The organism is Pseudomonas citronellolis (assembly GCF_900112375.1).
Lineage (GTDB): Bacteria > Pseudomonadota > Gammaproteobacteria > Pseudomonadales > Pseudomonadaceae > Pseudomonas > Pseudomonas citronellolis.
Map to the genome: position 1 here is coordinate 100,015 of NZ_FOLS01000009.1, position 26,321 is coordinate 126,335.

A 26,321-nucleotide genomic window follows, 5' to 3' on the forward strand; every position below is an offset into this window, starting at 1 on the left:
TACAGAATGCCGGGTAGCAATTACAATTTGCCGGGAGGCATGGCATTCCCTCGTAGGAGCGGACCTTGTCCGCGATAGCCGGAGGTATCGGCGCGGCTCGCGGATGAGATCCGCTCCTACGCTGCCCCACCTATGCCATTCCCCCGTAGGAGCGCGCCCTGCGCGCGATTTCGCGGGCAGGGCCCGCTCCTACATCCTCCGGCAAACACGCCCCCCGTAGGATGGGTTGAGCGAAGCGATACCCATCACCATGGTCCGATGGGTATCGCAAGCTCAACCCATCCTACGAAAAGAAGAAGCCGCCCCTCGGGGCGGCTTCGTTCATTCGTAGCGCAGCGCTTCGGCCGGCTGCGTCTTGGCCGCCCGCCAGGCTGGGTACAGCGTGGCGAGGAAGCTCATCAGCAAGGCCGCGCAGCACACCAGCACCACGTCCGTCACCTGCACGTCGGAGGGCAGGTAGTTGATGAAGTAGACGTCGGAGCTGAACACGTGGGTGCCCAGGGCCTTCTCCATCGCCGAGACGATGGCGGTGACGTTGAACGCCGCCAGCACGCCCAGGATGCCGCCGACCAGGGTGCCAATCACCCCGATCACCGTGCCCTGGACCATGAAGATGGTCATGATCTGCCCCGGCGTGGCGCCCAGGGTGCGGAGGATGGCGATGTCGGTGCGCTTGTCGGCCACCACCATGATCAGCGTGGCGATGATGTTGAAGGCCGCCACCGCAACGATCAGCAGCAACAGCAGGCCGATCATGGTCTTTTCCATCTTCATGGCGCCGAACAGGCTGCCCTGGGTGTGCGTCCAGTCCACCGAACGGAAGCTCGGGCCCAGGTCGGCGGCGATGCGCTGCCCCACTTCCGGCGCCTGGAACAGGTCCTTCAGGGCGATGCGCACGCTCTGCACCTGGCCCGGCTCCCAGCGCAGCAGGTGCGCGGCGTCGTCGACGTGGACCAGCGCCAGGGTGCCGTCCAGCTCGGCGCCGACCTTGAACACCCCGACCACGTTCAGCCGCTGCATGCGCGGGGTGACGCCACCGGCTGCGGAGGTGGATTCGGGAACGATCAGCAGCAGGCTGTCGCCAACGTTGACGTGGAAGCGCCGCGCGGTGATTTCGCCGATCACCACCCCGGATTCGCCGGACCTCAGCGCGTCCAGGCTGCCCTGGACCATGTGCGAGCCGATGATCGAGACCTTCGGCTCCAGGGCCGGGTCGACGCCGTCCACCTCGATCGGCTGCATCATGCCCTTGAACGAGAGCATGCCGTCCAGCTCGGTGTAGGGCACCGCGCCAACCACCTCGCGCTGCTTCGAGGCCGCGGCGGCCACCGCCTGCCAGTCGGCCAGCGGCTTGCCGTCGGCGTTCTGCAGCACGGCGTGGGGCACCATGCCGAGGATGCGCGAGCGCATTTCCTTCTGGAAGCCGTTCATCACCGAGAGCACCACGATCATCGCCAGCACCCCGAGGGTCAGGCCGATCATCGAGGTCAGGGAGATGAAGGAAATGTAGTGGTTGCGCTTCTTGGCCCGGGTGTAGCGGGTGCCGACGAAGATCGATAAGGGTCTGAACATGGCGTCTGCGGCTCGATCAGGCAACGATCAGGCGGCCGTCCTCCAGGCGCAGCACGCGGTCCATCTGCTGCGCCAGGTGCGGGTCGTGGGTCACCACCAGGAAGGCCGTCTGCAGCGACTGCGACAGTTCGAGCATCAGCTCCTGGATGGAATGCGCGGTGTGCTGGTCGAGGTTACCGGTGGGCTCGTCGAGCAGCACCAACTGCGGGTGGTTGACCAGCGCGCGGGCGATGGCCACGCGCTGGCGCTCGCCGCCGGACAGCTCGGACGGCTTGTGCTGCAGGCGCGGTTTCAGGCCCACCCGCTCCAGCAGCGCGGCGGCTCGCTCGCGGGCCTCGGGGATCGGCGTGCGGCCGATCAGCAGCGGCATGCAGACGTTCTCCAGGGCGGTGAATTCCGGCAGCAGGTGGTGGAACTGATAGACGAAGCCCAGCGCGCGGTTGCGCAGCAGGCCGCGCTGCTTCTCGTTGAGCGCCGACAGCTCCTCGCCGGCCAGCCAGACGCTGCCGCTGCTGGGGATGTCGAGGCCGCCGAGCATGTTCAGCAGGGTGCTCTTGCCGGAGCCGGAGCTGCCGACGATGGCCACGCGCTCGCCGGGGAACAGCTCCAGTTGCACGTCGACCAGCACCTCGACCGACTGCGGGCCCTCCTCATAGCTCTTGCGCAGGTTGCGGCAGCTCAGGACGGTCTTGTCACTCATAACGCAGGGCCTCCGCGGGCTGGGTGCGGGCGGCACGCCAGGCCGGATACAGGGTGGCGAAGAAACTCAGGATCAGCGCGGCGGCGCACACCAGGATCACGTCCTCGCGCATCAGCTGCGAGGGCAGGTAATCGATGAAGTAGACGTCCGAGCTGAGGAACTTGTGGCCGATCAGCCGCTCCAGCAGGGCGATGGCGTCGCTCACCTTGAGCGCCGCGAGCACGCCGAGCACGCCGCCGATCAGGGTGCCGATCACGCCGATCACGCTGCCCTGGACCATGAAGATGGCCATGATCTGCCCCGGCGTGGCGCCCAGGGTGCGGAGGATGGCGATGTCCGACTTCTTGTCGGTGACCACCATGACCAGGGTGGAGATGATGTTGAAGGCGGCCACCGCGACGATCAGCAGCAGCAGCAGGCCGATCATGGATTTCTCCATCTGGATGGCCTGGTAGAGGTTGCCGTGAGTGCGCGTCCAGTCTCGGGCGTAGAAGTCGTTGCCCTTCAGCGTCTGGGCGATTTCCCAGGCGGTGCGCGGCGCCTGGAACAGGTCGTCGAGCTTCAGGCGCAGGCCCTGGACCTCGCCGTCCTTGAAGCGCTGCATGCGCGCGGCGTCCTCGACGTGGGTCATGGCCACGTAGCCGTCCAGCTCGCCGGCGCCGACGTGGAAGATGCCGGCCACGGTGAAGCGCTTCATGCGCGGGAAGATGCCGGCGGGGGTCACCGAGACCTCGGGGGCGACGAAGGTGACCTTGTCGCCGACCTTCACTCCCAGGTTGGCCGCGGCCTTGTCGCCGATGATGATGCCGAACTCGCCGGGCTTGAGGCTGGCCAGGCTGCCTTGCCTGAAGAAGTCGCCGATGATCGAGACCTTGCCTTCCTCGGCCGGGTCCACGGCGTTGATGAGAATCTTCTGCACTACGCCGTTGTTGCTCAGCAGGCCCTGCATCTGGATGAAGGGCGCCACTTCCAGCACGTTGGGGTGCTGCGCCTTGATCTGCGTGGCCAGGCCGCGCCAGTCGTCGATCGGCTGGTAGGCCTCGACGGTGGCGTGCGGCACCATGCCCAGCACCCGGGTGCGCATCTCGTGGTCGAAGCCGTTCATCACCGAGAGCACCACGATCATCACCATGACGCCGAGCGCCAGGCCGATCATGGAAGTCAGGGAGATGAAGGAAACGAAGTGGCTGCGGCGCTTGGCGCGGGTGTAGCGCGTCCCGATATAGACGGAAAGAGGTCTGAACATGTGGGGCCGTTGTCAGGGGATTGGGGCGTCGGTCCGGCCGGCGTCCGCTACCGCGCAAGGGTTTGCGGAGGCCGTTGTGGCGAGCTACGGCGGGCGGCTTTACACTCAGACCATCACTGCCGCCGTGGGTTCGCCATGTCCACTCCAGACGCGGATGACCGCCGCGAATACTACCGTATCGAGGATCGCCTCGCACTGGAATTTCGCCCTCTTGCGGAGGACGCGGAGCAGGTGGCGCAAGCGTTACAGGATGATTCGCCGCTGTTCAACCTGCTCGGCGACCTGCACCTGTTGGAGGTGGAGGCGCAGCACCTGCTGCGGCAGATCGCCGAGCGCGACCGCCCCCTGGCCAGCTACCTGAAGCTGCTCGACAAGCGCCTGGACCTGGTGGCCGGCGCCCTCGCCCAGGGGCTGCTGGAGCAGGTCGGCCCGGCGCAGCCGGTGGTCCTCTCCGAGGGCGGCATCGCCTTCACCGCTCCCGAGCCCCTGCTCGCCGGCCAACTGCTGGCGCTGAGGCTGGTGTTGCTGCCCCAGGCCCTGGGCCTGAGCCTGCGCGCGCGGGTCACCCATTGCGAGTCGCGCGGGCTGGGCGAATACGAGATCGGCACCCTGTTCGAGAACCTCGAGGAGCCGCAGCGCCAGCTGCTGGCCCGGCACATCCTGCAGAAACAGGCGGCCGAACGGCGCCAGGCGAAGGACCGCGACGACTCATGAAGGCCCTGCACATCCCTTTCCTGCTGCTGTGCCTGGGCATGGCCCTGCCGGCCGCGGCCGACACCCTGGAAATCCCCGTCGGCGCCCAGGGCGACGCCAGCATCGCCCTGCCCGCCCGCGGCGAGAGCCGGCGCGCCGTGCTGGAGCGCTTCGGCCTGCCCGACGAGGAGCACCCGGCCGTGGGCAGCCCGCCGATCACCCGCTGGGACTACCGCGAATTCAGCGTCTATTTCGAATACGATCACGTGGTCGACGCAGTTCGCGCGCATCGCCCGCAGAACCCGATCCCTTCCTCTCCCAAGGAGCCCCAGTGACTCTCATCTATGGCCATCGCGGCGCCAAAGGCGAAGCGCCGGAAAACACCCTGCCCAGCTTCCAGCGCTGCCTGGAGCACGGCGTGACGCGTTGCGAACTGGACCTGCACCTGTCCCGCGACGGCGAACTGATGGTGATCCACGACCCGACGCTCAAGCGCACCACCGGGCGCCGCGGCAAGGTGTCCGAGCAACTGGCCGAGGACCTGGTCACCTACGACGCGCGCCAGGGCGGCCCGGGCTGGGTGCGCCCCTGCCCCATCCCGCGGCTGGCCGAGCTGTTCGAGCGCTGCGAGTTCGAGCATTGGCAGCTGGAAGTGAAGAGCGCTTCGCGCGAGCGCGCGGCGCGCACCGTGCAGGCCATCCACCAGTTGGTCGGGCGCTTCGGCCTGCGCGAGCGCATCACCGTGACCTCCAGTTCGCGCACCGTGCTGCGCGCGCTGCAGCAGCTGACGCCGGACCTGTCCCGCGGGCTGGTGGCCGAATACGCCTGGCTCGATCCGCTGAAGGTGGCGGCGAACTATGGCTGCGAGCTGCTGGCGCTGAACTGGACGCTGTGCACCCCGGAGCGGCTGCTCAAGGCGCAGAAGCAGGGGCTGCACGTGTCGGTGTGGACGGTCAACGAACCGGCGCTGATGCGCCGGCTCGCCGACTTCGGCGTGGACAGCCTGATTACAGACTTTCCCGGTTTGGCCACTGCCACGCTCGGGAATCGCTGAGCGGGTCGCCCCCGGCCGGCTCAGGCCGCCGGTCGGGGTATTTCAGAAAAGCCGGTTGAGGCCGTCGAACGCCGCTACGCGGTAGGCTTCGGCCATGGTCGGGTAGTTGAAGGTGGTGTTGACGAAGTACTTCAGGGTGTTCAGCTCGCCCGGCTGGTTCATGATCGCCTGGCCGATGTGGACGATCTCCGAGGCCTGGTCGCCGAAGCAGTGCACGCCGAGGATCTCCAGGGTCTCGCGGTGGAAGAGGATCTTCAGCATGCCCACCGGCTCGTTGGAGATCTGCGCGCGGGCCATGCCCTTGAAGAACGCCTTGCCCACTTCGTAGGGAATCTTCGCCGCGGTCAGCTCGTGCTCATTCTTGCCGATGGAGCTGATCTCCGGGATGGTGTAGATGCCGGTGGGCACGTCGTTGACGAAGCGCCAGCTGTCCTGCTCGACGATGTTGCCGGCGGCCGAGCGGCCCTGGTCATAGGCGGCGCTGGCCAGGCTCGGCCAGCCGATCACATCGCCGGCGGCGTAGATGTTCGACACCGAGGTGCGGTAGTTCTCGTCCACCTCGATCTGGCCGCGGCTGTTGACCTTGATGCCGATGTTCTCCAGGCCCAGACGGTCGGTGTTGCCGGTACGGCCGTTGCACCACAGCAAGGCGTCAGCCTTGATCTTCTTGCCCGACTTCAGGTGCAGGATCACGCCGTTGTCCAGGCCCTCGACGCGCTCGTACTCCTCGTTGTGGCGCACCAGCACGTTGTTGTTGCGCAGGTGGTAGCTCAGGGCGTCGGAGATTTCGTCGTCGAGGAAGCTGAGCAACTGGTCACGGGTGTCGATCAGGTCGACCATCACGCCCAGGCCGCTGAAGATCGACGCGTACTCGCAGCCGATAACGCCGGCTCCGTAGATGATCAGGCGGCGCGGGGTGTGGCTCAGCGAAAGGATAGTGTCGCTGTCGTAGACCCGCGGGTGGTTGAAGTTGATGTCCGCCGGACGGTACGGGCGCGAGCCGGTGGCGATGACGAACTGGTCGGCGACCAGGCGCTCCACGGCGCCGCTGGGGGTCACCACCTCGACGGTACGCTCATCGACGAAGCTGGCGGTGCCGTTGAACATGTCGATGCGGTTGCGTGCGTAGTAGCCGGTGCGCGAAGAGACCTGCTTGTTGATCACCTTCTCGGCGCTTTTCAGCACGTCGGGGAAGGAGAACCAGCGCGGCTCGCCGATCTGCCGGAACATCGGGTTGGTGTTGAACTCGATGATCTGCTTCACCGAGTGACGCAGTGCCTTGGACGGGATGGTGCCCAGGTGCGTGCAGTTGCCGCCGACCACGCGACGGCTGTCCACCACCGCCAGCTTGCGCCCGTACTTGGAGGCGTTCATCGCCGCCCCCTCGCCCGCCGGGCCCGTGCCGAGAATCACCACGTCGTAGTTGTAGACAGCCATGCGTACTCCTTCAGAACAGGCCGGGGCGCCCCTGTGGCGCTTCCGGCAAAGTCCCGGCGCGCCTGGCACCGGGAGCCGATCGAATCGATGTTGGCAGCTTAGCCGCGCGACAAATTGCTGCACATTAGCGCTTGGTCGTGCGGTAGGCGAATTTTGCCATCACTACATTTCATGTGGCTTTCCGGGCCGCGCCGGGTCCGGGAAAAGCTCGGCGAAGCGCGGTGTGGCGCGCATGGCGAAGCCCTGCCCCTGGTGCACGACGAACCAGGCGGCCAGCCCGTGCTGCTCGGCATAGCGGTAGCCCTCGTCCGGGCCCAGCACCATGAGCAGGGTCGACAACCCGTCGGCGTGCAGCGTCGAGCGGTCGACCACGGTCACCGCCGCCAGCCTGTGGCGCACCGGCGTGCCGCTGCGCGCGTCGAAGGTGTGCGAGTAGCGCTGCCCACCTTCCTCGAAATAGTTGCGGTAGTCACCCGAGGTCGAGACCCCGTAGCCGTCCACCGCCAGCGAGCGCGCCACACTGCGCTCGCGTTCACCGCTGGGCACCTCCAGCGCCACCCGCCAGGGCGAGCCGTCGGGCTTGTGGCCCACGGCCTTGAGTTCGCCGGTGATCTCCACCAGGTAATTCTTCACACCCAGCTCGACCAGGCGCTGGCTAACGCGGTCCACCGCGTAGCCGGCGACGATGCTGTCGAAGTCCAGCTGCGTTGCCACGTCCTTGCACACCAGGCTGCCGTCCACCCGCACATGGCGGTAACCGACGCGCGCCCGCTCGCGCTCCAGCGCGTCGGGCGCCGGCACCAGCTCGCCACGGGACTGCGGGCCGAAGCCCCAGAGGTTCATCAGCGGCTCGACGGTGAGGTCGAAGGCGCCGGCACTGGCCTCGGACAGCTCGTTGCCGTAGCGCAGCAGTTCCACCAGCTCGATCGGCATGGCTTGGCAGGCGCCGGCCGGCAAGGCGTTGAAGCGCGAGACCTCGGAGTCGTCGCGATAAGTGGAGAACTGCCGGTCGAGCTCGCCGAGAATGCCCTCGACCTCCGCCTGCAGGCGCTGCGGCGCGGGGCTCTGCGCCGTCGGCAGGTACTGCACGGAATAGCTGCTGCCCATGGTCGGGCCGCCGAAGCGCTCGACACGCTCGCCGCAACCGGCCAACGCCAACAGCCCCAAGCACAGCCAGATGCCTCGCAACGCGCCACCTCCATTCCCCTGCCCCGGCACGGGCGGCGCACATTCTACCGGAAACGGCGGGGCTTACTGTTGCCCAGGCGGTAAAGGTTCGTTGACCGAATCACCGCCCTCCAGCGGCGCGCCGCCGCCCAGGGCCTTGTACAGCGCCACCAGGTCCAGGCGCAGCTGGCCGTCGCTGTCCACCAGGTCGCGGCGCGCCTGCAGATAGTTGCGCTGGGCATCCAGCTCCACCAGGAAATCGGTCATGCCGCCGGCATAGCGCGCCTTGGCCATGTCGTAGGCCTGCCCGGCGCTGCCCAGCCGTGCCTGCAATTGGGCATTGCGCTGGCGCTCGGCGCCGTAGCCGCTGAGGGCGTCGTCGACTTCCTGCCAGGCCTTGAGCACGGTCTGCTGGTAGTTCACCGCGGCTTCCTGCTGTTCCAGCTTGCGCAGGGTCACCTGGGAACGGCGCCGGCCGTTGTCGAAGATCGGCACACTCAGGCTCGGCCCCACCGCCCACTGGCGGCTGCCCCAGTCGGAGAGGTCGCCGCTCTCGAAGGAGGAATAGCCGAAGCTGGCGCCCAGGCGGATGCTCGGGTACAGCTCGGCCACCGCCACCCCGATGTTGGCCGTGGCGGCGTGCAATTGCGCTTCGGCGGCGCGGATGTCCGGGCGCCGCCGCGCCACTTCCGAGGGTAGGCCGGGGCTGAGGTCGGGCAAGGCGGCGGGCTGCGCGGGCGGTGTCTTCAGTTGCGCCTGCAGCTCGCCCGGCTGCGCGCCGACCAGCACGCCGAGCTGATTGATCGCCTGGCTCTCGGCCGCCTGCAACTGCGGCAGGCGCGAGCGCAGCTCTTCCAACTGGCTGCGCTGGCGCACCAGGTCGAAGTCGTCCACCAGGCCGCCGTCGGCACGGGCTTGCACCAGCTCCAGGGACTCCTCGGTGACGCGCAGGTCTTCGCGGGTCACGGCGATCTGCTGCTGCACCCGGCGCAGCTCGAAGTAGCCGCGCGCCACTTCGCTGGCGACCAGCAGCCGCGCCTGTTCCAGCAAGGCGCGCTGCTGCTCGACGCGGGCGTCGGCGGCCTCGATGGAGCGGCGCACGCGGCCCCAGAAGTCGATTTCCCAGGAGGCGTCGAAGCCGGCTTCGTAGAGGGTGAAGGGCTGGGCCAGGGTCTTCACCAGCTCGTCGCTGTCGCCCGGCGCCAGGCTGGAGATCATCCGTGCGCTGGCGCCGCGTTCGCTCTGTCGTTGGCGCTGCACGTCGGCGCTGCCGTCGACGTTCACCCCGCGCTGGGCGGCGACCATCTGCCGCTGCATGCGCGCCTGGGCGAAGCGCAGGGCGGCGCTCTGCAGGTCCGGGCTGGCCGCCGTGGCGTGGCGTTGCAGGTAGTCCAGCGCCGGGTCGGCGAACTGCGTCCACCACTGCGCGGGGATGGCCCGGCCGCCCCGCCCCGCCCCCAGCAACGCAGCATCGCCGGCATGGGCCGCGCGCCAGTCGGCCGGGGCCTGCGGCTGCGGCGCCTGGTAGTCCGGCCCCACCGCGCAGGCGCCCAGCGCCAGCAGCAGCGGCAGGAGGAGGTAGGGATTGGGCGACGACGGCATGGTGGCCTCCGGTCAGGCGAGTCGATTGCGGAACAGCCAGGCGGACAGCGGCAGGGTCACGCTCGCCACCACCAGCATCGGCAACAGGTCATGGGCCACCTCGAACAGGCCCACGCCTTCCAGGTAGATGCGCTGGATCAGGTCGATGGCGAAACGCAGCGGGTTGATGTACGTAGCCATCTGCAGCGCCTCGGGCATGTTGCGCACCGGCGTGGCCAGGCCCGAGAGCAGCATCAGCGGCATGATCAGCACGAAGGTGTAGAGCATCGCCTGCTGCATGTTCAGCGACACCGCCGAGATCGACAGGCCCAGGCCGACGCAGGAAACCATGAAGATCAGTAGCCCGCCGTAGAGGTCGAACAACGAGCCGGCCATGGGGATGCGGAACCAGAACAGCGCCATCAGCAGCACCAGGGACGCCTGCACCAGGCCGATGAGGATCGGCGGCAGGGCCTTGCCGAGCATGATTTCCATCGGCGAATAGGGCGTCACCAGCAACTGGTCGAAGGTGCCCTGCTCGCGCTCGCGGGCCACCGACAGCGCGGAGAGCAGCAGCGTCTGCAGCATGCTCAACGAGGCGATCAGCGCCGGGATCAGCGGCCAGCGCGTCTCCAGGTTGGGGTTGTACCAGGCGCGGGTGACCACGTTCAGCGGCGCCTGGGCCAGGCCGCGCTCGCGGTTGAAGTCGCTGACCACGCTGGCCAGCCCGGCTGCCGCGGCGCCGGCGGTGGTGGAGTTGCGTCCGTCGAGGATCACCTGCAGCGGCGCCGGCTCGCCGCGGGTCAGGCGCGTCTCGAAGTCGGCGGGAATCTGGATCACCAGCAGCGCTTTCTCGGCGTCGATCACGCTGGCGATGTCGCGCGGCGCACGGAGGGTCGCCACGCGGTGGAAGATGCCGCTGCCGTCCAGGCGGTTGGCCAGGCGCTGGGAGGATTCGCTGTGGCTCTGGTCGAGCAGCGCGTAGGGCGCGTCGTTGAGGTCGAAGGTCACCGCATAGCCGAACAGCAGGCTCTGCATCAGCACCGGCGCCAGCAGCACGATGCGGTTGGCCGGGTCCTTGAGGATCACCAGCAGCTCCTTGCGCCAGAGGTTGGCCAGGCGGCGGAGGAATTCGGCGAAGGCGCCCATCTCAGTCCAGCCTCTTGCGCGTGGCCAGGCGCGCCAGGCCCAGCAGGACCACGGCGTAGCCGGCGAGGATCAGGCAGTTGCGGATGATCAGCGGCCAGAAGTCGCCGGCCAGGAACAACGATTTCACCAGTTCCATGAAGTAGGTCGCCGGCAGCAGGTTGCCGACCACCCGCACGGCGGTGGGCACGTTGCGCAGGTCGAAGATGAAGCCCGAGAGCATCATCGCCGGGAGGAAGCTGGCGAGCAGGGAAATCTGGCTGGCGAGGAACTGGTTCTTGGTCACCGCCGAGATCAGCAGGCCGATGCCCAGGGCGACGAACAGGTAGAGCATGGAGCTGACCAGCAGCGCCAGCAGCGAGCCGTAGATCGGCACGTGGAACAGCAGGCGCGCCGCCAGCAGGCACAGCGCCAGGCCCAGCAGGCCGACCAGGAAGCAGGGGATGATCTTCGCCAGGAGGATTTCCACCGAGCGCACCGGGGTGACGAACAGCGCCTCCAGGGTGCCGCGCTCCCATTCGCGGGCCATCACCAGCGCGGTGAGGAAGGCGCCCACCAGGGTCATGATGAGGACGATCAGCCCCGGCACCAGGTACCAGGTGCTGGTGTTGGCGGCGTTGAACCACATGCGCTGCTCGATGCGCACGCCGCCGGATTGCAGCCCGGCGTTGCGCGCCGCCTGCTTCTCGCCCCACAGCGCCAGGGCCTGGTTGAGGTAGTTGCTCACCCCCGAGGCGCGGGTGGCGTCGGAGCCCTGCACCAGCACCAGCACCTGGGCGTTGCCGTCCTGCAGGCGGCGGCTGAAGTCGGCGGGCAGATAGACCAGGGCGTCGGCCTGGCGCGACTCCAGCATGCGCCGGCCCTCCTCGAAGGACTTCAGCGGCAGCGGCCGCAGGTATTCCGAGTCGCTGATGCTGGCGAGCAGGTCGCGGGACTGCGGCGCCGGGTCGTCCTGCACCACCGCCACCAGGCTGTGGCGCACGTCCAGCGACAGGCCGTAGCCGAAGATCAGGATCAGCGCGATGGGCAGGCCGATGCCGATCATCAGGTTGCTGTGGTCGCGCAGCAGCTGGCGCACTTCCTTGCGCGTCAACGACAGCAGCCGGCGCCAGAACGAACCGCTCATGCGTGCGCCTCCTGCTGGTGCTGGCGGGCCTGCTCGACGATCTCGATGAAGGCCTGCTCCATGTTCAGCGAGGCGCCCTGGCCGCCGGCCTGCTCGCGCACCTGCTGCGGCGTGCCCATGGCGAGGATGCGCCCGGCGTCCTGGATGACGATGCGGTCGCAGTACTCGGCCTCTTCCATGAAGTGGGTGGTGATGATGATGGTGGTGCCGCCGGCCGCCAGCGCCGTGATGCGCTGCCAGAAGCCGCGCCGGGCCAGGGGATCGGCGCCGCTGGTGGGTTCGTCGAGGAAGAGGATTTCCGGCTCGTGGAGCAGGCCCACGGCCATGGCCAGGCGCTGCTTGTAGCCGCCGGGCAGCTGGCCGCCGGGCTCGCCCTCGTGGCCGGAAAGGTCGAACTGCCGCGACACCTCGTCCATGCGCCGCCCCAGCTGCTTGCCGGCCAGGCCGTAGGCGCCGCCGAAGAACTGCAGGTTCTCGCGCACCGAGAGGTTGCCGTACAGCGAGAACTTCTGCGACACGTAGCCGATGCGCCGGCGCGCCTGGGCGCGGGCGTGGCGCAGGTTGACGCCGGCCACCTGCAGGCTGCCGGAAGACGCCGGCAGCAGCCCGCAGAGCATGCGGAAGGTGGTGGTCTTGCCGGCGCCGTTGGGCCCCAGCAGGCCGAAGATTTCGCCGCGGGCCACGCTGAAGCTGGTGCGGTCCACCGCGGTGAAGTCGCCGAACTTGCGCACCAGGTCCTTCACTTCGATCACCGCCCCGCCGTTGTCGGAGGTGCTGCCCGGCGCGGCGGCCTTGAGCGCTTCGGTGTCCACCTGCTCGGCGCCGCTCCTGGCCCGCAGCAGGACCATGAAGCCATCCTCCAGGCGCGCTTCCACCTCGCGTACCGGGGCGCCGTCGAGCAGTTCGTCCAGGCGTTTTTCATCGGCATCGCGCTGGCGGATGAAACGCACCTCGCCGCCCTGGGGCACCGCGTCGATGATCAGCTGCGGGTCGTCCAGCAGCCGCGCCTGCAGCTTGCGCGCCGGCTGGTCGGCCGGCGGCACGGCGACGCGGCAGAGGCCGTCGGCGTGGCGGCGGATGTCCTCGGGCAGGCCCTGGGCCAGCAACTGGCCCTGGTGCAGCAGGTACACCTCGGAACAGCGCTCGGCTTCGTCCATATAGGACGTGGTCAGCAGCACGCTGAGGCTTTCTTCCTGCACCAGTTGCTGGACGATCTCCCACAGCTCGCGGCGCGACAGCGGGTCGACGCCCACGGTCGGTTCGTCGAGCAGCAGGAGTTGCGGCGAGCGCACCAGGGTGCAGGCCAGGCCGAGCTTCTGCTTCATGCCGCCGGATAGCTTGCCCGCCGGGCGGTCGGTGAAGCGCGCCAGGTCGGTCATCTCCAGCAGGCGCTCGAAGCGCTGGCGGCGTTGCTCCGCAACAACGCCGTGGAGGTCGGCGTAGAGGTCGAGGTTCTCCTGCACGCTCAGGTCCTCGTAGAGGCCGAAGCGCTGCGGCATGTAGCTGATCAGGTCCTGCACCCGCTGCGGGTGCGCCTTGACGTCGATGCCCAGCACCTCCAGCTCGCCGCCGTCGGCGCGCAGCAGCCCGGCCACCAGGCGCAGGAAGGTGGTCTTGCCGGCGCCGTCCGGGCCCACCAGCGCGGTCAGCGCGCCCTTGCGCACCTGCAGGTCGAGGCCGTACAGGGCCTGCACGATCTGCCCGGATTCCTTGACCAGGAACTGCCTGGCGACGCCGCGGGCGTCTATCACCAGGTCCATCAGTCGGCCTTCCCGTCGCGTACCTGGTCGCCCTCGGCGATGCGCACCGTGGCCGGCATGCCCAGGCGCAGGCGGTTGTCCTTGTCCTCGACTATCACCCGCACCTCGTAGACCAGCGCGGTGCGCAGCTCCTCGGTCTGCACGGCCTTGGGGGTGAACTCGGCGACGTCGGAGATGTAGCCGACGTGCCCCTGTACTGGCTGCTCAGGATGGCTGTCGGTGCTGACGCTGGCGCGCATGCCCGGCTTGATGTGGCCGAGCTGGGTTTCGTTGACGTACACCCGCACCCACTTCGGATCGGTGATGGCCAGGGCGTAGACCGCGCGCTGCGGCGAAGCCATGTCGCCCGGCTCCAGCAGGCGCGAGCGCACCGTGGCGTCCTGCGGGGCGCGCAGCTGGGTTTCGTCGAGGTTGTGCTGCAGCAGCGCGAGCTGGGCGCGGGCGCCCTGCAGCTGGGCCTCGGCCTGGGCGATGTCCTCGGCGCGCGGGCCGATCTTCGCCAGGCGCAAGGACTTCTGCGCATCCTCCAACTGGGCCTGGTCGACCTTCAGCTGGGCGCTGGCGTTGTCCAGGTCCTGCTGGCTGACGGCGCGCCCGCCGGGGCTGTTGGCGCGGATGCCCTGCAGGCGGCGCAGCTGGATGCCGGCCAGTTCGACCTGGGCCCTGGCGCCATCCACCTGGGCCTTGGCGCGGTCGATGTCCTCGGGGCGCGAGCCGTTGTGCAGGCGCAGGACGTTGGCTTCCTGGGCAGCGATCTGCGCCTGCGCTTGGTCGATCTGCAGCTTCAGGGTGCGGCTGTCGAGGCTGGCCAGGACCTGCCCGACCTTGACCGCGTCACCCTCCTCCACGCGCATCTCGGCGATGCGCTCGCTGCCGGTGAAGGCCAGGGACACCTGGCGGATGTCGACGTTGCCGTAGAGCACCAGGTCGCCGCCCTGCTCGGCCTTCGAGTGGAAGTAATACCAGGCTCCCAGGCCTGCTACGGCGAGCAATGCCAGGACAACGATGAGCTTCTTGCGCATGATGACGACCCGCTAGCCAGTGGCGACGAGAAACAAGCATACAAGCATAGACCAGTAATTCAAATTTGAATTTGATCTATGCAGGCTTTAGTCTGCTACACCTGATCCAGCAGGGTGCCGTCATGCCTAGCTCTCCTCCCAAGCCCCGCCAAGCGCCGCAACGTGCGCCCCGCCAGGACGGCGAAGCCACCCGCCAGCGCATTCTCCTGGCGGCCGGCGAACTGTTCGCCGAGCGTGGCTACGCCGACACCACCAGCAAGGCCATCTGCCAGCGCGCGCAGTGCAACATGGCCGCGGTGAACTACCACTTCGGCAGCCGCGACGGGCTCTACCGCGCGGTGCTGCAGGACATGCACAAGCACCTGATCAGCTACGACCAGCTCGAACAGCTGACCCGCAACGAGCGCCCGCCCCGCGACAAGCTCGCCGGCCTGATCGGGGCGCTGACCCTCAACGTCGCCAACGGCCAGCGCTGGCAGGCACGCCTGTGGGCCCGCGAGCTGCTGACGCCCTCGCCCTTCCTCTCCGAACTCATCGACCAGGAGGCCATGCCCAAGGTGCGCCTGGTGCTGGCGCTGCTCGGCGAGGTCACCGGCATCCCCGCCCAGGAGCCGGCGCTGCTGCGCTGCCTGTTCAGCGTGATAGCGCCCTACCTGACGCTGCAGGTGATCAGCCGGGAAATCCCCACGCCGCTGACCGGCCTGTTCGAACAGCCGCCGGAAGACCTCGCCCGCCACCTGCAGCTGTTCGCCCAGGCCGGGCTGGAGGCGGTGGCGCGGGATTATCGCGACGGGCGGGTGTAGTACGGCGCTGGCCGGCCTACAGCGCCGCCGGTGGGGCCCATCGCGGACGGAGTCCGCTCCTACGGTTCCAGGAAGCACGGCTTTTCGTAGGATGGGTTGAGCGAAGCGATACCCATCGCCATGGCGGGTCGGGCCCGGAGTGCCCGGGAACAGGTGCTCCGGGTTCGAACCCGGAACGCGCCTGGAATCACGGTCAAACGGCGGATAACGCCGTAGGCGTTATCCGCCCTACGCAATGCCCAACCATGACGTAGGGCGCATAACCGTTCGCGGTTATCCGCCGCTGGAAACCAAAAGGCCGCACCCCGGTAGGAATGCGGCCCTTTCTCGTCCAGCGCTGGCGGGATCAGGCGGTAGCCCGTGCCTCGCCCTTGCGCTTGACCAGGTAGCAGATGCCCATCAGCACCACCCACACCGGGATGGCGTACACCGACACGTCGATACCCGGGATCTGCAGCATGATGCCGAGGATGAACACCACGAAGGCCAGGCACAGCCAGTTGCTGAACGGGTACCACAGGGCGCGGAAGCTGGTGCGTACGCCCTCGCGGTTCTTGGCGCGGCGGAACATCAGGTGGGCCAGGCTGATCATCGCCCAGTTGATCACCAGCGCCGCCACCACCAGCGACATCAGCAGCTCCAGCGCCTGGTGCGGGATCACGTAGTTGACCACCACGCAGGCCAGGGTGATGAAGGCCGAGACGCCGATGGCCAGCAGCGGCACGCCGCGGTCGTCGACCTTGGCGAAGGCGCGCGGGGCATCGCCCTGCTCGGCCAGGCCGAAGAGCATGCGGCTGTTGCAGTACACGCAGCTGTTGTAGACCGACAGCGCCGCGGTCAGCACCACGAAGTTCAGCACGTTGGCCGCCACTTCGCTGCCCAGCAGCGAGAACACCTTCACGAAGGGGCTGCCGCTGTACGGGTCGCCGGAGCTGTTGATGCTCTGCAGCAGCGCATCCCACGGGTACAGCGAGAGCAGCACGGCCAGGGCGCCGATGTAGAAGATCAGGATGCGGTAGATCACCTGGTTGATCGCCTTGGGGATCACCTTCTTCGGTTCCGCCGCTTCAGCCGCGGTGATGCCCACCAGCTCCAGGCCACCGAAGGAGAACATGATGATCGCCAGGACCATCACCAGGCCGGAAATGCCGTTGGGGAAGAAGCCGCCGTGGCTCCACAGGTTGCTCACCGAGGCCTGCGGGCCGCCGTGGCCGCTGGCCAGCAGCCAGATGCCGAGCAGGATCATGCCGATGATGGCGGCGACCTTGATGATCGCGAACCAGAACTCGGTCTCGCCGAAGGCCTTCACGTTGAACAGGTTGATGGCGTTGATCAGCACGAAGAACACCGCCGCGGTGGCCCAGGTGGGGAACTCCGGCCACCAGAACTGGATGTACTTGCCGACCGCCGTCAGTTCCGACATGCCGACCAGGATGTACAGCACCCAGTAGTTCCAGCCGGACATGAAGCCGGCGAAGCCGCCCCAGTACTTGTGGGCGAAGTGGCTGAAGGAACCGGCGACCGGCTCCTCGACGATCATCTCGCCGAGCTGGCGCATGATCAGGAAGGCGATGAAGCCGCCGATGGCGTAGCCGAGGATCATCGACGGGCCGGCGGATTGCAGGACACCGGCCGAGCCCAGGAACAGGCCGGTACCGATGGCGCCACCCAGGGCGATCAGCTGGATGTGGCGGTTCTTCAGGCCGCGTTTGAGCGAGCCTTCATGCAGATGGGGGTGTCCATCCATTGCGGGGTTCCTCGGTAGAGGGGGTTGGCATTTTTATCGTTATGGTGCGCGGGGTAAGCGCGAAGACTAACGAAAAACGGGAGCCCGAGAGCTCCCGTTTTCGATTTTCAGGCGTGAATCAGCGCGGGAAGGCCGGCGGGTTGACCCCTGCCATCTCTTCCATCACGCGGACCACCTGGCAGCTGTAGCCGAACTCGTTGTCGTACCACACGTACAGCACGACGCGGTTGTCGTTGCAGATGGTGGCTTCGGCATCGACCACGCCGGCGTGGCGGGAGCCGACGAAGTCGGTGGAGACCACTTCCTGCGAGCTGACGAAGTCGATCTGCTTCTGCAGGTCCGAGTGCATGGCCATCTGGCGCAGGTACTCGTTGATCTCCTCGCGGGAGGTCGACTTGTTCAGGTTCAGGTTGAGGATGGCCATGGACACGTTCGGGGTGGGAACGCGGATGGCGTTGCCGGTCAGCTTGCCTTTCAGCACCGGCAGGGCCTTGGCGGCGGCGGTGGCGGCACCGGTCTCGGTGATCACCATGTTCAGCGGAGCGCTGCGGCCGCGGCGGCTGCCCTTGTGGAAGTTGTCGATCAGGTTCTGGTCGTTGGTGTACGAGTGAACGGTTTCGACGTGGCCGTTGACGATGCCGTACTGGTCATCGACTGCCTTGAGCACCGGCACGATGGCGTTGGTGGTGCAGGAGGCGGCGGAGACGATCTTGTCGTCGGCGGTGATCTCGCCATGGTTGATGCCGTGGACGATGTTCTTCAACGCGCCCTTGCCCGGGGCGGTGAGGATCACGCGGTCGACGCCAGCGCACTTCAGGTGCTGGCCCAGGCCCTCGGCGTCGCGCCACTTGCCGGTGTTGTCGACCAGCAGGGCGTTCTTGATGCCGTACTGGGTGTAGTCCACCGAGGACGGATCGTTGGAGTAGATCACCTGGATCAGGTTGCCGTTGGCGGTGATGGTGTTGTTGGCTTCATCGATGGTGATGGTGCCGTCGAACTTGCCATGCACGGAGTCGCGGCGCAGCAGGCTGGCGCGCTTGACCAGGTCGTTCTCGGCGCCCTTGCGCACGACGATGGCGCGCAGGCGCAGGCCGTCGCCGCCACCGGTCTTCTCGATGAGGATGCGCGCCAGCAGGCGGCCGATGCGGCCGAAGCCGTACAGCACGACGTCGGTGCCTTCGCGGGCGGCGCCGTTCTGCTTGCCGACCACGTCGGCCAGCTCGTCCTTGGTGAACTGCTCGATGCTGCGGCCGTTACCCTCGGCCTTGAACTTGGCGACCATCTTGCCCAGGTCGACGGAAGCTGCGCCGAGCTTCAGGTCGCTCATGGCCTTGAGGATGGGGAAGGTGTCGTGGACCGACAGCTCGGCTTCGTCGGCCAGGCGGTGGCGGGCGAAACGGTGAGCCTTGAGGATGTCGATCACCGAACGGTTGATCAGGCCACGGCCGTAGATCGAGGTCACCACGTTGTTGTTGCGGTAGAGCTGGCCGATCAGCGGAATCATGGCTTCCGCGAGGGCTTCACGATCGATCCACTCACCGAGACACTGGTCGGGCTTCTGATTCACGGGCATTACCTTCCACATGTAGGAGAAGAAAAAAGGGGCTACATTATGACGGTGCAGGCCATCGCCGGCAATCTGCAGCGCTGCAAAGACTGACAGCCGTCAATCGGGATAGTTACAATCCACCCGGTCAAATTTCCGACCGGAGCCCGCTACGCCCGTGTCCGTATTGCGTATTCCCGCCTTGCCGGCCGCAGCCGGCAAGCAAACCTGGGGCAACCTGCCCGGCGCCGCCCTGAGCCTGGCGATCGCCGAGGCCGCCACCCAGGCGAAACGATTCACCCTGTTGCTCACCGCCGACAGCCAGAACGCCGAACGGCTGGAGCAGGAGCTGCGTTTCTTCGCCCCGGACCTGCCGGTGCTGCAGCTGCCGGACTGGGAAACCCTGCCCTACGACGTGTTCTCGCCGCACCAGGACATCATTTCCCAGCGCGTCGCCGCCCTCTACCAGTTGCCCGGTCTCAAGCACGGCGTGCTGGTGGTGCCGATCAGCACCGCCCTGCACCGCCTGGCGCCGGCCAGGTTCCTGCTGGGCAGCAGCCTGGTGCTGGACGTCGGCCAGAAGCTCGACGTCGAGCAGATGCGCCTGCGCCTGGAAGCCGCCGGCTACCGCTGCGTGGACACCGTCTACGAACACGGCGAGTTCGCCGTGCGCGGCGCGCTCATCGACCTGTTCCCGATGGGCAGCGAGCAGCCCTACCGGATCGACCTGTTCGACGACGAGATCGAGACGCTGCGCACCTTCGACCCGGAGAACCAGCGCTCCATCGACAAGGTGCAGAGCATCCGCCTGCTGCCGGCGCGCGAGTTCCCCTTGCGCAAGGAGGCGGTCGCCGGCTTTCGCGCGCGCTTCCGCGAGCGCTTCGACGTCGACTACCGGCGCTGCCCGATCTACCAGGACCTGGCCAGCGGCCTGACCCCGGCCGGCATCGAGTACTACCTGCCGCTGTTCTTCGAGGAGGGCGAGACCTCCACCCTGTTCGACTACCTGCCGCAGGACACCCAGGTGTTCTCCCTGCCGGGCATCGAGCAGGCCGCCGAGCAGTTCTGGAACGACGTGCGCAGCCGCTACGAGGACCGCCGCTACGACCCCGAGCGGCCGCTGCTGCCGCCGGCCGAGCTGTTCCTGCCGGTGGAGGACTGTTTCGCCCGCCTGAAGAACTGGCCGCGCGTGGTGGTCAGCGCCGAGCCCGTCGAGCCGGGCGTCGGCCGCGAGAGCTTCCCCGCCGAGCCGCTGCCGGACCTGGCCATCGAGGCCAAGGCCACGGAACCGCTGGCCAAGCTGCGCCGCTTCATCGAGGAATTCCCCGGGCGCATCCTGTTCAGCGCCGAATCCGCCGGGCGCCGCGAGGTGCTGCTGGAACTGCTGGCGCGGCTGAAGCTGCGCCCCGGCGAGGTGGACGGCTGGCCGGCCTTCCTCGCCCAGCCCGAGCGCCTGGCCATCACCATCGCGCCGCTGGACGACGGCCTGCTGCTGCAGGACGAGGTGGCGCTGATCGCCGAGAGCCCGCTGTTCGGCCAGCGCGTGATGCAGCGCCGGCGCCGCGAGAAGACCCGCGACGGCGGCGAGAACGTCATCAAGAACCTCACCGAGCTGCGCGAAGGCGCGCCGGTGGTGCACATCGACCACGGCGTCGGCCGCTACATGGGCCTGATCACCCTGGAGATCGACGGGCAGAGCGCCGAATTCCTGGCCCTGCAGTACGCCGACGAGGCCAAGCTCTACGTGCCGGTGGCCAACCTGCACCTGATCGCCCGCTACACCGGCAGCGACGACGCCCTGGCGCCGCTGCACAAGCTCGGCTCCGAAGCCTGGCAGAAGGCCAAGCGCAAGGCCGCCGAGCAGGTCCGCGACGTCGCCGCCGAACTGCTCGACATCTATGCCCGCCGTGCCGCGCGCAAGGGCTATGCGTTCAAGGACCCGCAGGCCGACTACGCCACCTTCTCCGCCGGCTTCCCCTTCGAGGAGACGCCGGACCAGCAGGCGGCCATCGACGCCGTGGTGGCCGACATGCTCGCCGACAAGCCGATGGACCGCCTGGTCTGCGGCGACGTCGGCTTCGGCAAGACCGAGGTGGCCATGCGCGCCGCCTTCGTTGCCGTGCACAGCGGCAGGCAGGTGGCGGTGCTGGTGCCCACCACCCTGCTCGCCCAGCAGCACTACAACAGCTTCCGCGACCGCTTCGCCGACTGGCCGGTGAACGTCGAGGTGATGAGCCGCTTCAAGACCGCCAAGGAAGTCGAAGGCGCGGTCGGCCAGCTCGCCGAAGGCAAGGTGGACATCGTCATCGGCACCCACAAGCTGCTGCAGGGCGACGTCAAGTTCAAGAACCTCGGCCTGGTCATCATCGACGAGGAACACCGCTTCGGCGTGCGCCAGAAGGAGCAGCTCAAGGCCCTGCGCAGCGAGGTGGACATCCTCACCCTCACCGCCACGCCGATCCCGCGCACGCTGAACATGGCCGTGGCCGGCATGCGCGACCTGTCGATCATCGCCACGCCGCCGGCGCGCCGCCTGTCGGTGCGCACCTTCGTCATGGAAGAACAGAAAGCGGTGATCAAGGAAGCGCTGCTGCGCGAGCTGCTGCGCGGCGGCCAGGTCTACTACCTGCACAACGAGGTGAAGAGCATCGAGAAGTGCGCCCGCGACCTGGCCGAACTGGTGCCCGAGGCGCGCATCGGCATCGGCCACGGGCAGATGCACGAACGCGACCTCGAACGGGTGATGAGCGACTTCTACCACAAGCGCTTCAACGTGCTGGTGGCCTCGACCATCATCGAGACCGGCATCGACGTGCCCAGCGCCAACACCATCCTCATCGAGCGCGCCGACAAGTTCGGCCTGGCCCAGCTGCACCAGCTGCGCGGGCGCGTCGGCCGCAGCCACCACCAGGCCTACGCCTACCTGCTCACGCCGCCGCGCAAGCAGATGACGCCCGACGCCGAGAAACGCCTGGAGGCCATCGCCAACGCCCAGGACCTGGGCGCCGGCTTCGTCCTGGCCACCCACGACCTGGAGATCCGCGGCGCCGGCGAGCTGCTCGGCGAAGGCCAGAGCGGGCAGATCCAGGCGGTGGGCTTCACCCTCTACATGGAAATGCTCGAACGCGCGGTCAAGGCCATCCGCAAGGGCGAACAGCCCAACCTGGAGCAGCCCCTGGGCGGCGGCCCGGACATCAACCTGCGGGTGCCGGCGCTGATCCCCGAGGACTACCTGCCCGACGTGCACGCACGGCTGATCCTCTACAAGCGCATCGCCAACCAGCTGGACGAGGACGGCCTGCGCGAACTGCAGGTGGAGATGATCGACCGCTTCGGCCTGCTGCCCGACCCGGCGAAGAACCTGGTGCGTCTGACACTCCTGAAACTGCAGGCGGAGAAGCTCGGCATCGTCAAGGTGGATGCCGGGCCCCAGGGAGGCCGGGTAGAATTCGCCGCCGATACCTGCGTCGACCCGCTGGTGCTGATCAAGCTGATCCAGAGCCAGCCGAACCGCTACAAGTTCGAAGGCGCGACCCTGTTCAAGTTCCAGGTGCCCATGGAGCGCCCGGAAGAACGCTTCAACACCCTTGAGGCGCTGTTCGAGCGCCTCGCGCCCAACGCATCCTGAAAGGACCAGTATGTTCCGCTACCTGCCGCTGCTGCTTGCCCTTATCGCCCCGGCGAGCTTCGCCGACGACCTCTACCAGGTCGAACTGATCCTGTTCCAGCAGGAAGGCGACGTCGTCTACTCCAGCCAGCCGGCGCCCGACGACTGGGCCAAGGGCGCCCAGCCGCTGGGCGAGGACAGCCGCCGGCCGACGGCGATGGACGCCCAGGCCAACAAGCTGGCCCAGACCCAGGGCTACCACGTGCTGATGCACAAGGCCTGGAAACAGTCCATCGGCGACACGCCGGTGAAGATCGCCCTCAGCGAAGGCCGCCAGCAGGACGACCACTTCCCCGTGGAAGGCACCATCAGCCTGCGCCAGCAGCGTTTCGTCGACACCCAGGTGGACTTCTGGATCAACCAGTTCGGCGCCGACGGCCTGCTCGCCAACAGCCAGCACATGGTCCAGGACGTCAGCCTGAAGAACGACGTGCTGGCCTACCTCGACCACCCCAGCCTGGGCATGCTGATCCGCGTCAGCCCGCTGAACGCCAAGCCGACCACCCCGCCGCCGGCGGAGATGCAGGAAGAGGCGCCGGCCGGGCAACCGCAACAGCCCGCCCCGGAAGCCCCGGCCAACGGCGGCTTCGACGCCCCGCCGGCGAGCGAGCCCGACCAGCAGTAAACCCGCCCTGAAGGCCGCGCCATGGTTCCGTTCGCCGAACACCTGCAACGCATCCCCTGGCGCCGCCTGTTCCCCGCCGTCACCCTGGTGCGCGGCGAGGCCTACGCCCGCGAGGGCCGGGTGCAACTCAGCCGCCTCACCGAGCGTACGCTGGACAGCCTGTGCCAGGGCTCGGGCGGCAACCGCTACCGCCAGCGCATCAGCTTCTCCCGCAGCGGCGACACCCTCGACTGCCAGTGCGACTGCCCGGTCGGCTTCGACTGCAAGCACTGCGTGGCGGCGCTGCTGCAGTTGCTGGAGGAACAGCCGGCCTCCGCTGCCACGCCGTCGCCACCTCCGCCCGCGCCGCCGCCAGTCAGCCAGCCCGCCAGCAACCTGTCACCCCTGCTGCAGACCTGGCTGAAGAAGCTGCCCGCGACACTCAAGGCGCAGCCGGCAGCCCGGCAAGCGTACAGCGCGCCCCTGCACTACCGGCTGATGAAGAGCGGCCGGGTGTTCATCCATACCGCGGCGTACGGCGAGGACGGCCGCCCCCTGGGCTACCCGCGCATCCAGTCGATCGCCCTGGCCCTGGGCCGCGGCGTCGCCGAGCAGGACCGGCCGATCCTGATGCGTGCGCTGGGCGCCGCGGGCGTGCAGCCCCACGACAACGAAGTGCTCCTGCAAGGCAGCGATGGCGCCGAGCTGCTGGCGCTGCTCCTGCGCAGCGGGCAGCTGTTCCTCGAACTCGACGACCTCTCCAGCCGCCTGCAGCCGGGGCCGGAGCTACCCGCCCGGCTCGCCTGGCACTACCGCGAGGACAACTGCTACGCCATCGCCTGGGAAACCGACGCCGAGCCCCGCCCGCAACTGCTGACGCAACTGACGCCGCCCTGGTACGTCGACCGCCAGGGCCGGCGCGCCGGGCCCCTGCGCCACGACCTGCCCGACGCCCTGGCCGGCTACCTGCTGAGCGCCCCGCCGGTACCGGCGGAGCAGGCCACGCTATTCGCCCTGCAACTGAAGGAACTGGCGCCCACCGCGCCCTTGCCGGTCTCCACCGGCGAACGCCGGCTGGATGACGTGCAGCCGGTGCCGCACCTGCGGCTGAGCACCCTGAGCGACCACATCTTCGGCGACCGCGACAAGCACCAGGCCTGCCTCGAATTCGCCTATGGCAAGGAGCGCGTGCACGGGCCGGCGCGCAGCGGCCAGCCGGTCCGCTATCTGGAGGACGGTGCCTTCGTCGTCGTCGAGCGCCAGCCCAAGGCCGAGCAGGCCTTGCGCAAGGTCCTGCAGCGCCTGGGCCTGAGGAAGCTCGACAAGGGCGCAACGTCCCACGGCCTGGAAAGCCGCTACGACTGCTACCGACCGACCGACGACGGGCAATGGGCGCGCATCGTCCGGCAGCTCCCGGAGCTGCGCGCCCAGGGCTGGGAGGTCGAGATCGACGCGGACTTCCCCTTCGACTTCAGCGAGGTCGAGGACTGGTACGCCCGCATCGACGAAGAGCCCGGCCACGCCTGGTTCGACCTGGAACTGGGCATCGTGGTCGACGGCCAGCAGATCAGCCTGCTGCAACCGTTGCTGGAACTGATCCGCCATCGCCCTGCGGCGCTGCATGGCGGCGCCGGTGCCGAACTGCCGATCCGCCTCGATGCCCGCCGCCGGGCCGATGGCAAGCCCCTGAGCGTGAGCCTGCCCCTGGCGCGCGTGCAGGCCATGCTCCAGCTCCTCGAAGGCCTGCTGCTGGCCAGCGCGCAGCGGGACGACGCCAGCCTGCGCCTGTCGAGCGCCGACGCCGGCCTGCTCGCCCCGCTCGACGAACATCCCCTGCACTGGCAGGGCGGCGAGCGCCTGCTGCGCTTCGCCAAGCGCCTGCGCGGCCACCAGCAACAGCCCTGCGCGGCGCCAGCGGGCTTGCGAGCCGAACTGCGCCCCTACCAGCTTCAGGGCCTGGCCTGGATGCAGGCGCTGCGCGAACTGGAGGTGGGCGGCATCCTCGGCGACGACATGGGCCTGGGCAAGACGCTGCAGGTGCTGGCGCACATCCTCACGGAGAAGCGCGCCGGGCGCCTGGACCGCCCGGCCCTGGTGCTGATGCCCACCAGCCTGGTGGCCAACTGGCAGGACGAGGCCGCGCGCTTCGCCCCGGACCTGCGCGTGCTCACCCTGCACGGCAGCGACCGCCACAAGGGCTTCGACGAGCTTGGCCAGTACGACCTGCTGCTCAGCACCTACGCCCTGCTGCCGCGGGACATCGAGGCGCTGAGCCGGCAGCCGCTGCACCTGGCGGTGTTCGACGAGGCGCAGTACCTGAAGAACGCCAGCAGCAAGTCGGCCCAGGCCGCGGCGAAGCTCGACGCCCGCCAGCGCCTGTGCCTGACCGGCACGCCGCTGGAGAACCACCTGGGCGAACTCTGGGCGCTGTTCGACCTGATCATGCCCGGCTGGCTGGGCGATGCGCGCGGCTTCGCCCGCCTGTACCGCAACCCCATCGAAAAGGCCGGCGACAGCCAGCGCCTGGCCCACCTCAACGCCCGCATCAAGCCGTTCCTGCTGCGGCGCAAGAAGGAACAGGTGGCCAGCGAACTGCCGCCCAAGAGCGAGATCACCCACTGGGTGGAACTCAGCGACATCCAGCGCGACCTCTACGAGACCGTACGCCTGGCCATGGACAGCAAGGTCCGCGCGGAAATCCAGCGCAAGGGCCTGGCGCGCAGCCACATCGTGGTCCTCGAAGCCCTGCTCAAGCTGCGCCAGGTCTGCTGCGACCCGCGCCTGCTGGACAGCACTCTGCCGGCGGTAGGCTCGGGCAAGCTCGCCGGCCTGCTGGAAATGCTCGACGAACTGCTGGAGGAAGGCCGCCGCGTGCTGCTGTTCTCGCAGTTCACCTCGATGCTCGAACTGATCCAGACGGAGCTGGAGCAACGCGGCATCCCCTACGCCCTGCTCACCGGCGACACCCGCGACCGCCGCCAGCCGGTGGAAGACTTCCAGCAGGGCCGCGTGCCGCTGTTCCTGATCAGCCTGAAGGCCGGCGGCACCGGCCTCAACCTCACCGCCGCCGACACCGTGATCCACTACGACCCCTGGTGGAACCCGGCGGTGGAACAGCAGGCCACCGACCGCGCCTACCGCATCGGCCAGGACAAGCCGGTGTTCGTCTACAAGCTGATCGCCCGCGGCACCCTGGAAGAGAAGATCCAGCAGTTGCAGGCAAGGAAGGCGGCGCTGGCGGCCGGCGTATTGGAAGAAGGCAAGGACGGCGGCCTGCAGCTGCAGGACAGCGATATAGACGCCCTCTTCGCCCCTCTGCCGAAAACCTGACCTGCCGCACGATTCTCATGTAGGAGCGCGCCCTGCGCGCGAAATCGCGGGCAGGGCCCGCTCCTACAGCCCACCGGGAGGCATGGCGTTCCATTGTAGGAGCGGACCTTGTCCGCGATC

At 68.1% G+C, this 26,321-nt stretch carries 19 protein-coding genes; 7 read left to right on the forward strand and 12 right to left on the reverse strand.

The window, feature by feature from the left end:
- Positions 1-321: 321 nt before the first annotated feature.
- From BM060_RS10695 to BM060_RS10705, 3 genes are read right to left on the reverse strand one after another with little or no spacing between them, the layout of a single operon-like run.
- Positions 322-1,572 carry a lipoprotein-releasing ABC transporter permease subunit gene (locus BM060_RS10695; protein ID WP_074979871.1) on the reverse strand — a complete coding sequence of 417 codons (1,251 nt, stop codon included), beginning with the start codon at positions 1,570-1,572 and terminating at the stop codon, positions 322-324.
- Positions 1,573-1,588: 16 nt separating this feature from the next.
- Positions 1,589-2,272, reverse strand: coding sequence for a lipoprotein-releasing ABC transporter ATP-binding protein LolD (gene lolD / locus BM060_RS10700; RefSeq protein ID WP_074979872.1), 684 nt, complete (start codon positions 2,270-2,272; stop codon positions 1,589-1,591).
- The gene (locus BM060_RS10705; protein WP_074979874.1) at positions 2,265-3,518 is read right to left on the reverse strand and encodes a lipoprotein-releasing ABC transporter permease subunit; all 1,254 of its coding nucleotides are present in this window, start codon (positions 3,516-3,518) and stop codon (positions 2,265-2,267) included. Before BM060_RS10705 ends, lolD begins: the two co-directional genes overlap by 8 nt.
- Positions 3,519-3,653: 135 nt before the next feature.
- Here BM060_RS10705 and BM060_RS10710 point away from each other — a divergent pair, with 135 nt between their 5' ends.
- From BM060_RS10710 to BM060_RS10720, 3 genes are read left to right on the forward strand one after another with little or no spacing between them, the layout of a single operon-like run.
- Positions 3,654-4,232, forward strand: coding sequence for a PilZ domain-containing protein (locus BM060_RS10710; RefSeq protein WP_074979876.1), 579 nt, complete (start codon positions 3,654-3,656; stop codon positions 4,230-4,232).
- The gene (locus BM060_RS10715; protein WP_058488929.1) at positions 4,229-4,546 is read left to right on the forward strand and encodes a hypothetical protein; all 318 of its coding nucleotides are present in this window, start codon (positions 4,229-4,231) and stop codon (positions 4,544-4,546) included. The genes BM060_RS10710 and BM060_RS10715 overlap by 4 nt, the downstream gene beginning before the upstream one ends.
- Positions 4,543-5,265: a glycerophosphodiester phosphodiesterase gene (locus BM060_RS10720; RefSeq protein ID WP_009621382.1), complete on the forward strand. Its 723-nt coding sequence runs from the start codon at positions 4,543-4,545 to the stop codon at positions 5,263-5,265. The genes BM060_RS10715 and BM060_RS10720 overlap by 4 nt, the downstream gene beginning before the upstream one ends.
- 42 nt (positions 5,266-5,307) lie before the next feature.
- Here the strand turns inward: BM060_RS10720 and sthA are convergent, their stop codons facing one another.
- From sthA to BM060_RS10755, 7 genes are all read right to left on the reverse strand, one after another.
- Positions 5,308-6,702: a Si-specific NAD(P)(+) transhydrogenase gene (gene sthA / locus BM060_RS10725; protein WP_074979879.1), complete on the reverse strand. Its 1,395-nt coding sequence runs from the start codon at positions 6,700-6,702 to the stop codon at positions 5,308-5,310.
- A 162-nt stretch (positions 6,703-6,864) separates the two neighbouring features.
- A complete protein-coding gene (locus BM060_RS10730; protein ID WP_074979881.1) occupies positions 6,865-7,890 on the reverse strand; it encodes an FAD:protein FMN transferase in 1,026 nt (341 codons plus the stop codon).
- Between the two features lie 63 nt (positions 7,891-7,953).
- Positions 7,954-9,471: an efflux transporter outer membrane subunit gene (locus BM060_RS10735; protein ID WP_074979883.1), complete on the reverse strand. Its 1,518-nt coding sequence runs from the start codon at positions 9,469-9,471 to the stop codon at positions 7,954-7,956.
- Between the two features lie 12 nt (positions 9,472-9,483).
- Positions 9,484-10,599: an ABC transporter permease gene (locus BM060_RS10740; protein ID WP_074979885.1), complete on the reverse strand. Its 1,116-nt coding sequence runs from the start codon at positions 10,597-10,599 to the stop codon at positions 9,484-9,486.
- A 1-nt stretch (position 10,600) separates the two neighbouring features.
- On the reverse strand, positions 10,601-11,722 hold the full coding sequence (locus tag BM060_RS10745) for an ABC transporter permease (protein WP_074979888.1): 1,122 nt from the start codon (positions 11,720-11,722) through the stop codon (positions 10,601-10,603).
- Positions 11,719-13,482 carry an ATP-binding cassette domain-containing protein gene (locus tag BM060_RS10750; RefSeq protein ID WP_074979890.1) on the reverse strand — a complete coding sequence of 588 codons (1,764 nt, stop codon included), beginning with the start codon at positions 13,480-13,482 and terminating at the stop codon, positions 11,719-11,721. Before BM060_RS10750 ends, BM060_RS10745 begins: the two co-directional genes overlap by 4 nt.
- The gene (locus BM060_RS10755; protein WP_074979893.1) at positions 13,482-14,504 is read right to left on the reverse strand and encodes an HlyD family secretion protein; all 1,023 of its coding nucleotides are present in this window, start codon (positions 14,502-14,504) and stop codon (positions 13,482-13,484) included. Before BM060_RS10755 ends, BM060_RS10750 begins: the two co-directional genes overlap by 1 nt.
- Before the next feature lie 122 nt (positions 14,505-14,626).
- On the opposite strand from BM060_RS10755, the gene BM060_RS10760 reads away from it, so the two are divergent.
- The gene (locus tag BM060_RS10760) at positions 14,627-15,307 is read left to right on the forward strand and encodes a TetR/AcrR family transcriptional regulator (RefSeq protein ID WP_074979896.1); all 681 of its coding nucleotides are present in this window, start codon (positions 14,627-14,629) and stop codon (positions 15,305-15,307) included.
- 346 nt (positions 15,308-15,653) lie between these two features.
- Here BM060_RS10760 and BM060_RS10765 read toward each other — a convergent pair whose 3' ends face one another.
- Together BM060_RS10765 and BM060_RS10770 are read right to left on the reverse strand one after the other, a co-directional pair.
- Positions 15,654-17,054 (reverse strand): amino acid permease, encoded by a 1,401-nt coding sequence (locus tag BM060_RS10765; protein ID WP_074979899.1) that lies wholly within the window; start codon positions 17,052-17,054, stop codon positions 15,654-15,656.
- Between the two features lie 118 nt (positions 17,055-17,172).
- The gene (locus tag BM060_RS10770; protein ID WP_074979902.1) at positions 17,173-18,639 is read right to left on the reverse strand and encodes a glyceraldehyde-3-phosphate dehydrogenase; all 1,467 of its coding nucleotides are present in this window, start codon (positions 18,637-18,639) and stop codon (positions 17,173-17,175) included.
- A gap of 139 nt (positions 18,640-18,778) precedes the next feature.
- Between BM060_RS10770 and mfd the strand changes: the two genes are divergently transcribed.
- Genes mfd through BM060_RS10785 form a run of 3 tightly spaced genes read left to right on the forward strand, consistent with a single transcriptional unit; the run spans position 18,779 to position 26,201 of the window.
- Positions 18,779-22,228 (forward strand): transcription-repair coupling factor, encoded by a 3,450-nt coding sequence (gene mfd / locus BM060_RS10775; protein WP_074979904.1) that lies wholly within the window; start codon positions 18,779-18,781, stop codon positions 22,226-22,228.
- 10 nt (positions 22,229-22,238) lie between these two features.
- The gene (locus tag BM060_RS10780) at positions 22,239-22,892 is read left to right on the forward strand and encodes a CsiV family protein (protein ID WP_074979907.1); all 654 of its coding nucleotides are present in this window, start codon (positions 22,239-22,241) and stop codon (positions 22,890-22,892) included.
- 21 nt (positions 22,893-22,913) lie between these two features.
- On the forward strand, positions 22,914-26,201 hold the full coding sequence (locus BM060_RS10785; protein WP_074979910.1) for a DEAD/DEAH box helicase: 3,288 nt from the start codon (positions 22,914-22,916) through the stop codon (positions 26,199-26,201).
- The last annotated feature ends 120 nt before the right edge of the window (positions 26,202-26,321 follow it).

Bases quoted from the DNA above. Each gene is read 5' to 3' on its own strand.
- BM060_RS10695 (WP_074979871.1), bottom strand. From the start codon at position 1,572: ATGTTCAGACCCTTATCGATCTTCGTCGGCACCCGCTACACCCGGGCC.
- lolD (WP_074979872.1), bottom strand. From the start codon at position 2,272: ATGAGTGACAAGACCGTCCTGAGCTGCCGCAACCTGCGCAAGAGCTAT.
- BM060_RS10705 (WP_074979874.1), bottom strand. From the start codon at position 3,518: ATGTTCAGACCTCTTTCCGTCTATATCGGGACGCGCTACACCCGCGCC.
- BM060_RS10710 (WP_074979876.1), top strand. From the start codon at position 3,654: ATGTCCACTCCAGACGCGGATGACCGCCGCGAATACTACCGTATCGAG.
- BM060_RS10715 (WP_058488929.1), top strand. From the start codon at position 4,229: ATGAAGGCCCTGCACATCCCTTTCCTGCTGCTGTGCCTGGGCATGGCC.
- sthA (WP_074979879.1), bottom strand. From the start codon at position 6,702: ATGGCTGTCTACAACTACGACGTGGTGATTCTCGGCACGGGCCCGGCG.
- BM060_RS10735 (WP_074979883.1), bottom strand. From the start codon at position 9,471: ATGCCGTCGTCGCCCAATCCCTACCTCCTCCTGCCGCTGCTGCTGGCG.
- BM060_RS10740 (WP_074979885.1), bottom strand. From the start codon at position 10,599: ATGGGCGCCTTCGCCGAATTCCTCCGCCGCCTGGCCAACCTCTGGCGC.
- BM060_RS10745 (WP_074979888.1), bottom strand. From the start codon at position 11,722: ATGAGCGGTTCGTTCTGGCGCCGGCTGCTGTCGTTGACGCGCAAGGAA.
- BM060_RS10750 (WP_074979890.1), bottom strand. From the start codon at position 13,482: ATGGACCTGGTGATAGACGCCCGCGGCGTCGCCAGGCAGTTCCTGGTC.
- BM060_RS10755 (WP_074979893.1), bottom strand. From the start codon at position 14,504: ATGCGCAAGAAGCTCATCGTTGTCCTGGCATTGCTCGCCGTAGCAGGC.
- BM060_RS10760 (WP_074979896.1), top strand. From the start codon at position 14,627: ATGCCTAGCTCTCCTCCCAAGCCCCGCCAAGCGCCGCAACGTGCGCCC.
- BM060_RS10765 (WP_074979899.1), bottom strand. From the start codon at position 17,054: ATGGATGGACACCCCCATCTGCATGAAGGCTCGCTCAAACGCGGCCTG.
- BM060_RS10770 (WP_074979902.1), bottom strand. From the start codon at position 18,639: ATGTGGAAGGTAATGCCCGTGAATCAGAAGCCCGACCAGTGTCTCGGT.
- BM060_RS10780 (WP_074979907.1), top strand. From the start codon at position 22,239: ATGTTCCGCTACCTGCCGCTGCTGCTTGCCCTTATCGCCCCGGCGAGC.
- BM060_RS10785 (WP_074979910.1), top strand. From the start codon at position 22,914: ATGGTTCCGTTCGCCGAACACCTGCAACGCATCCCCTGGCGCCGCCTG.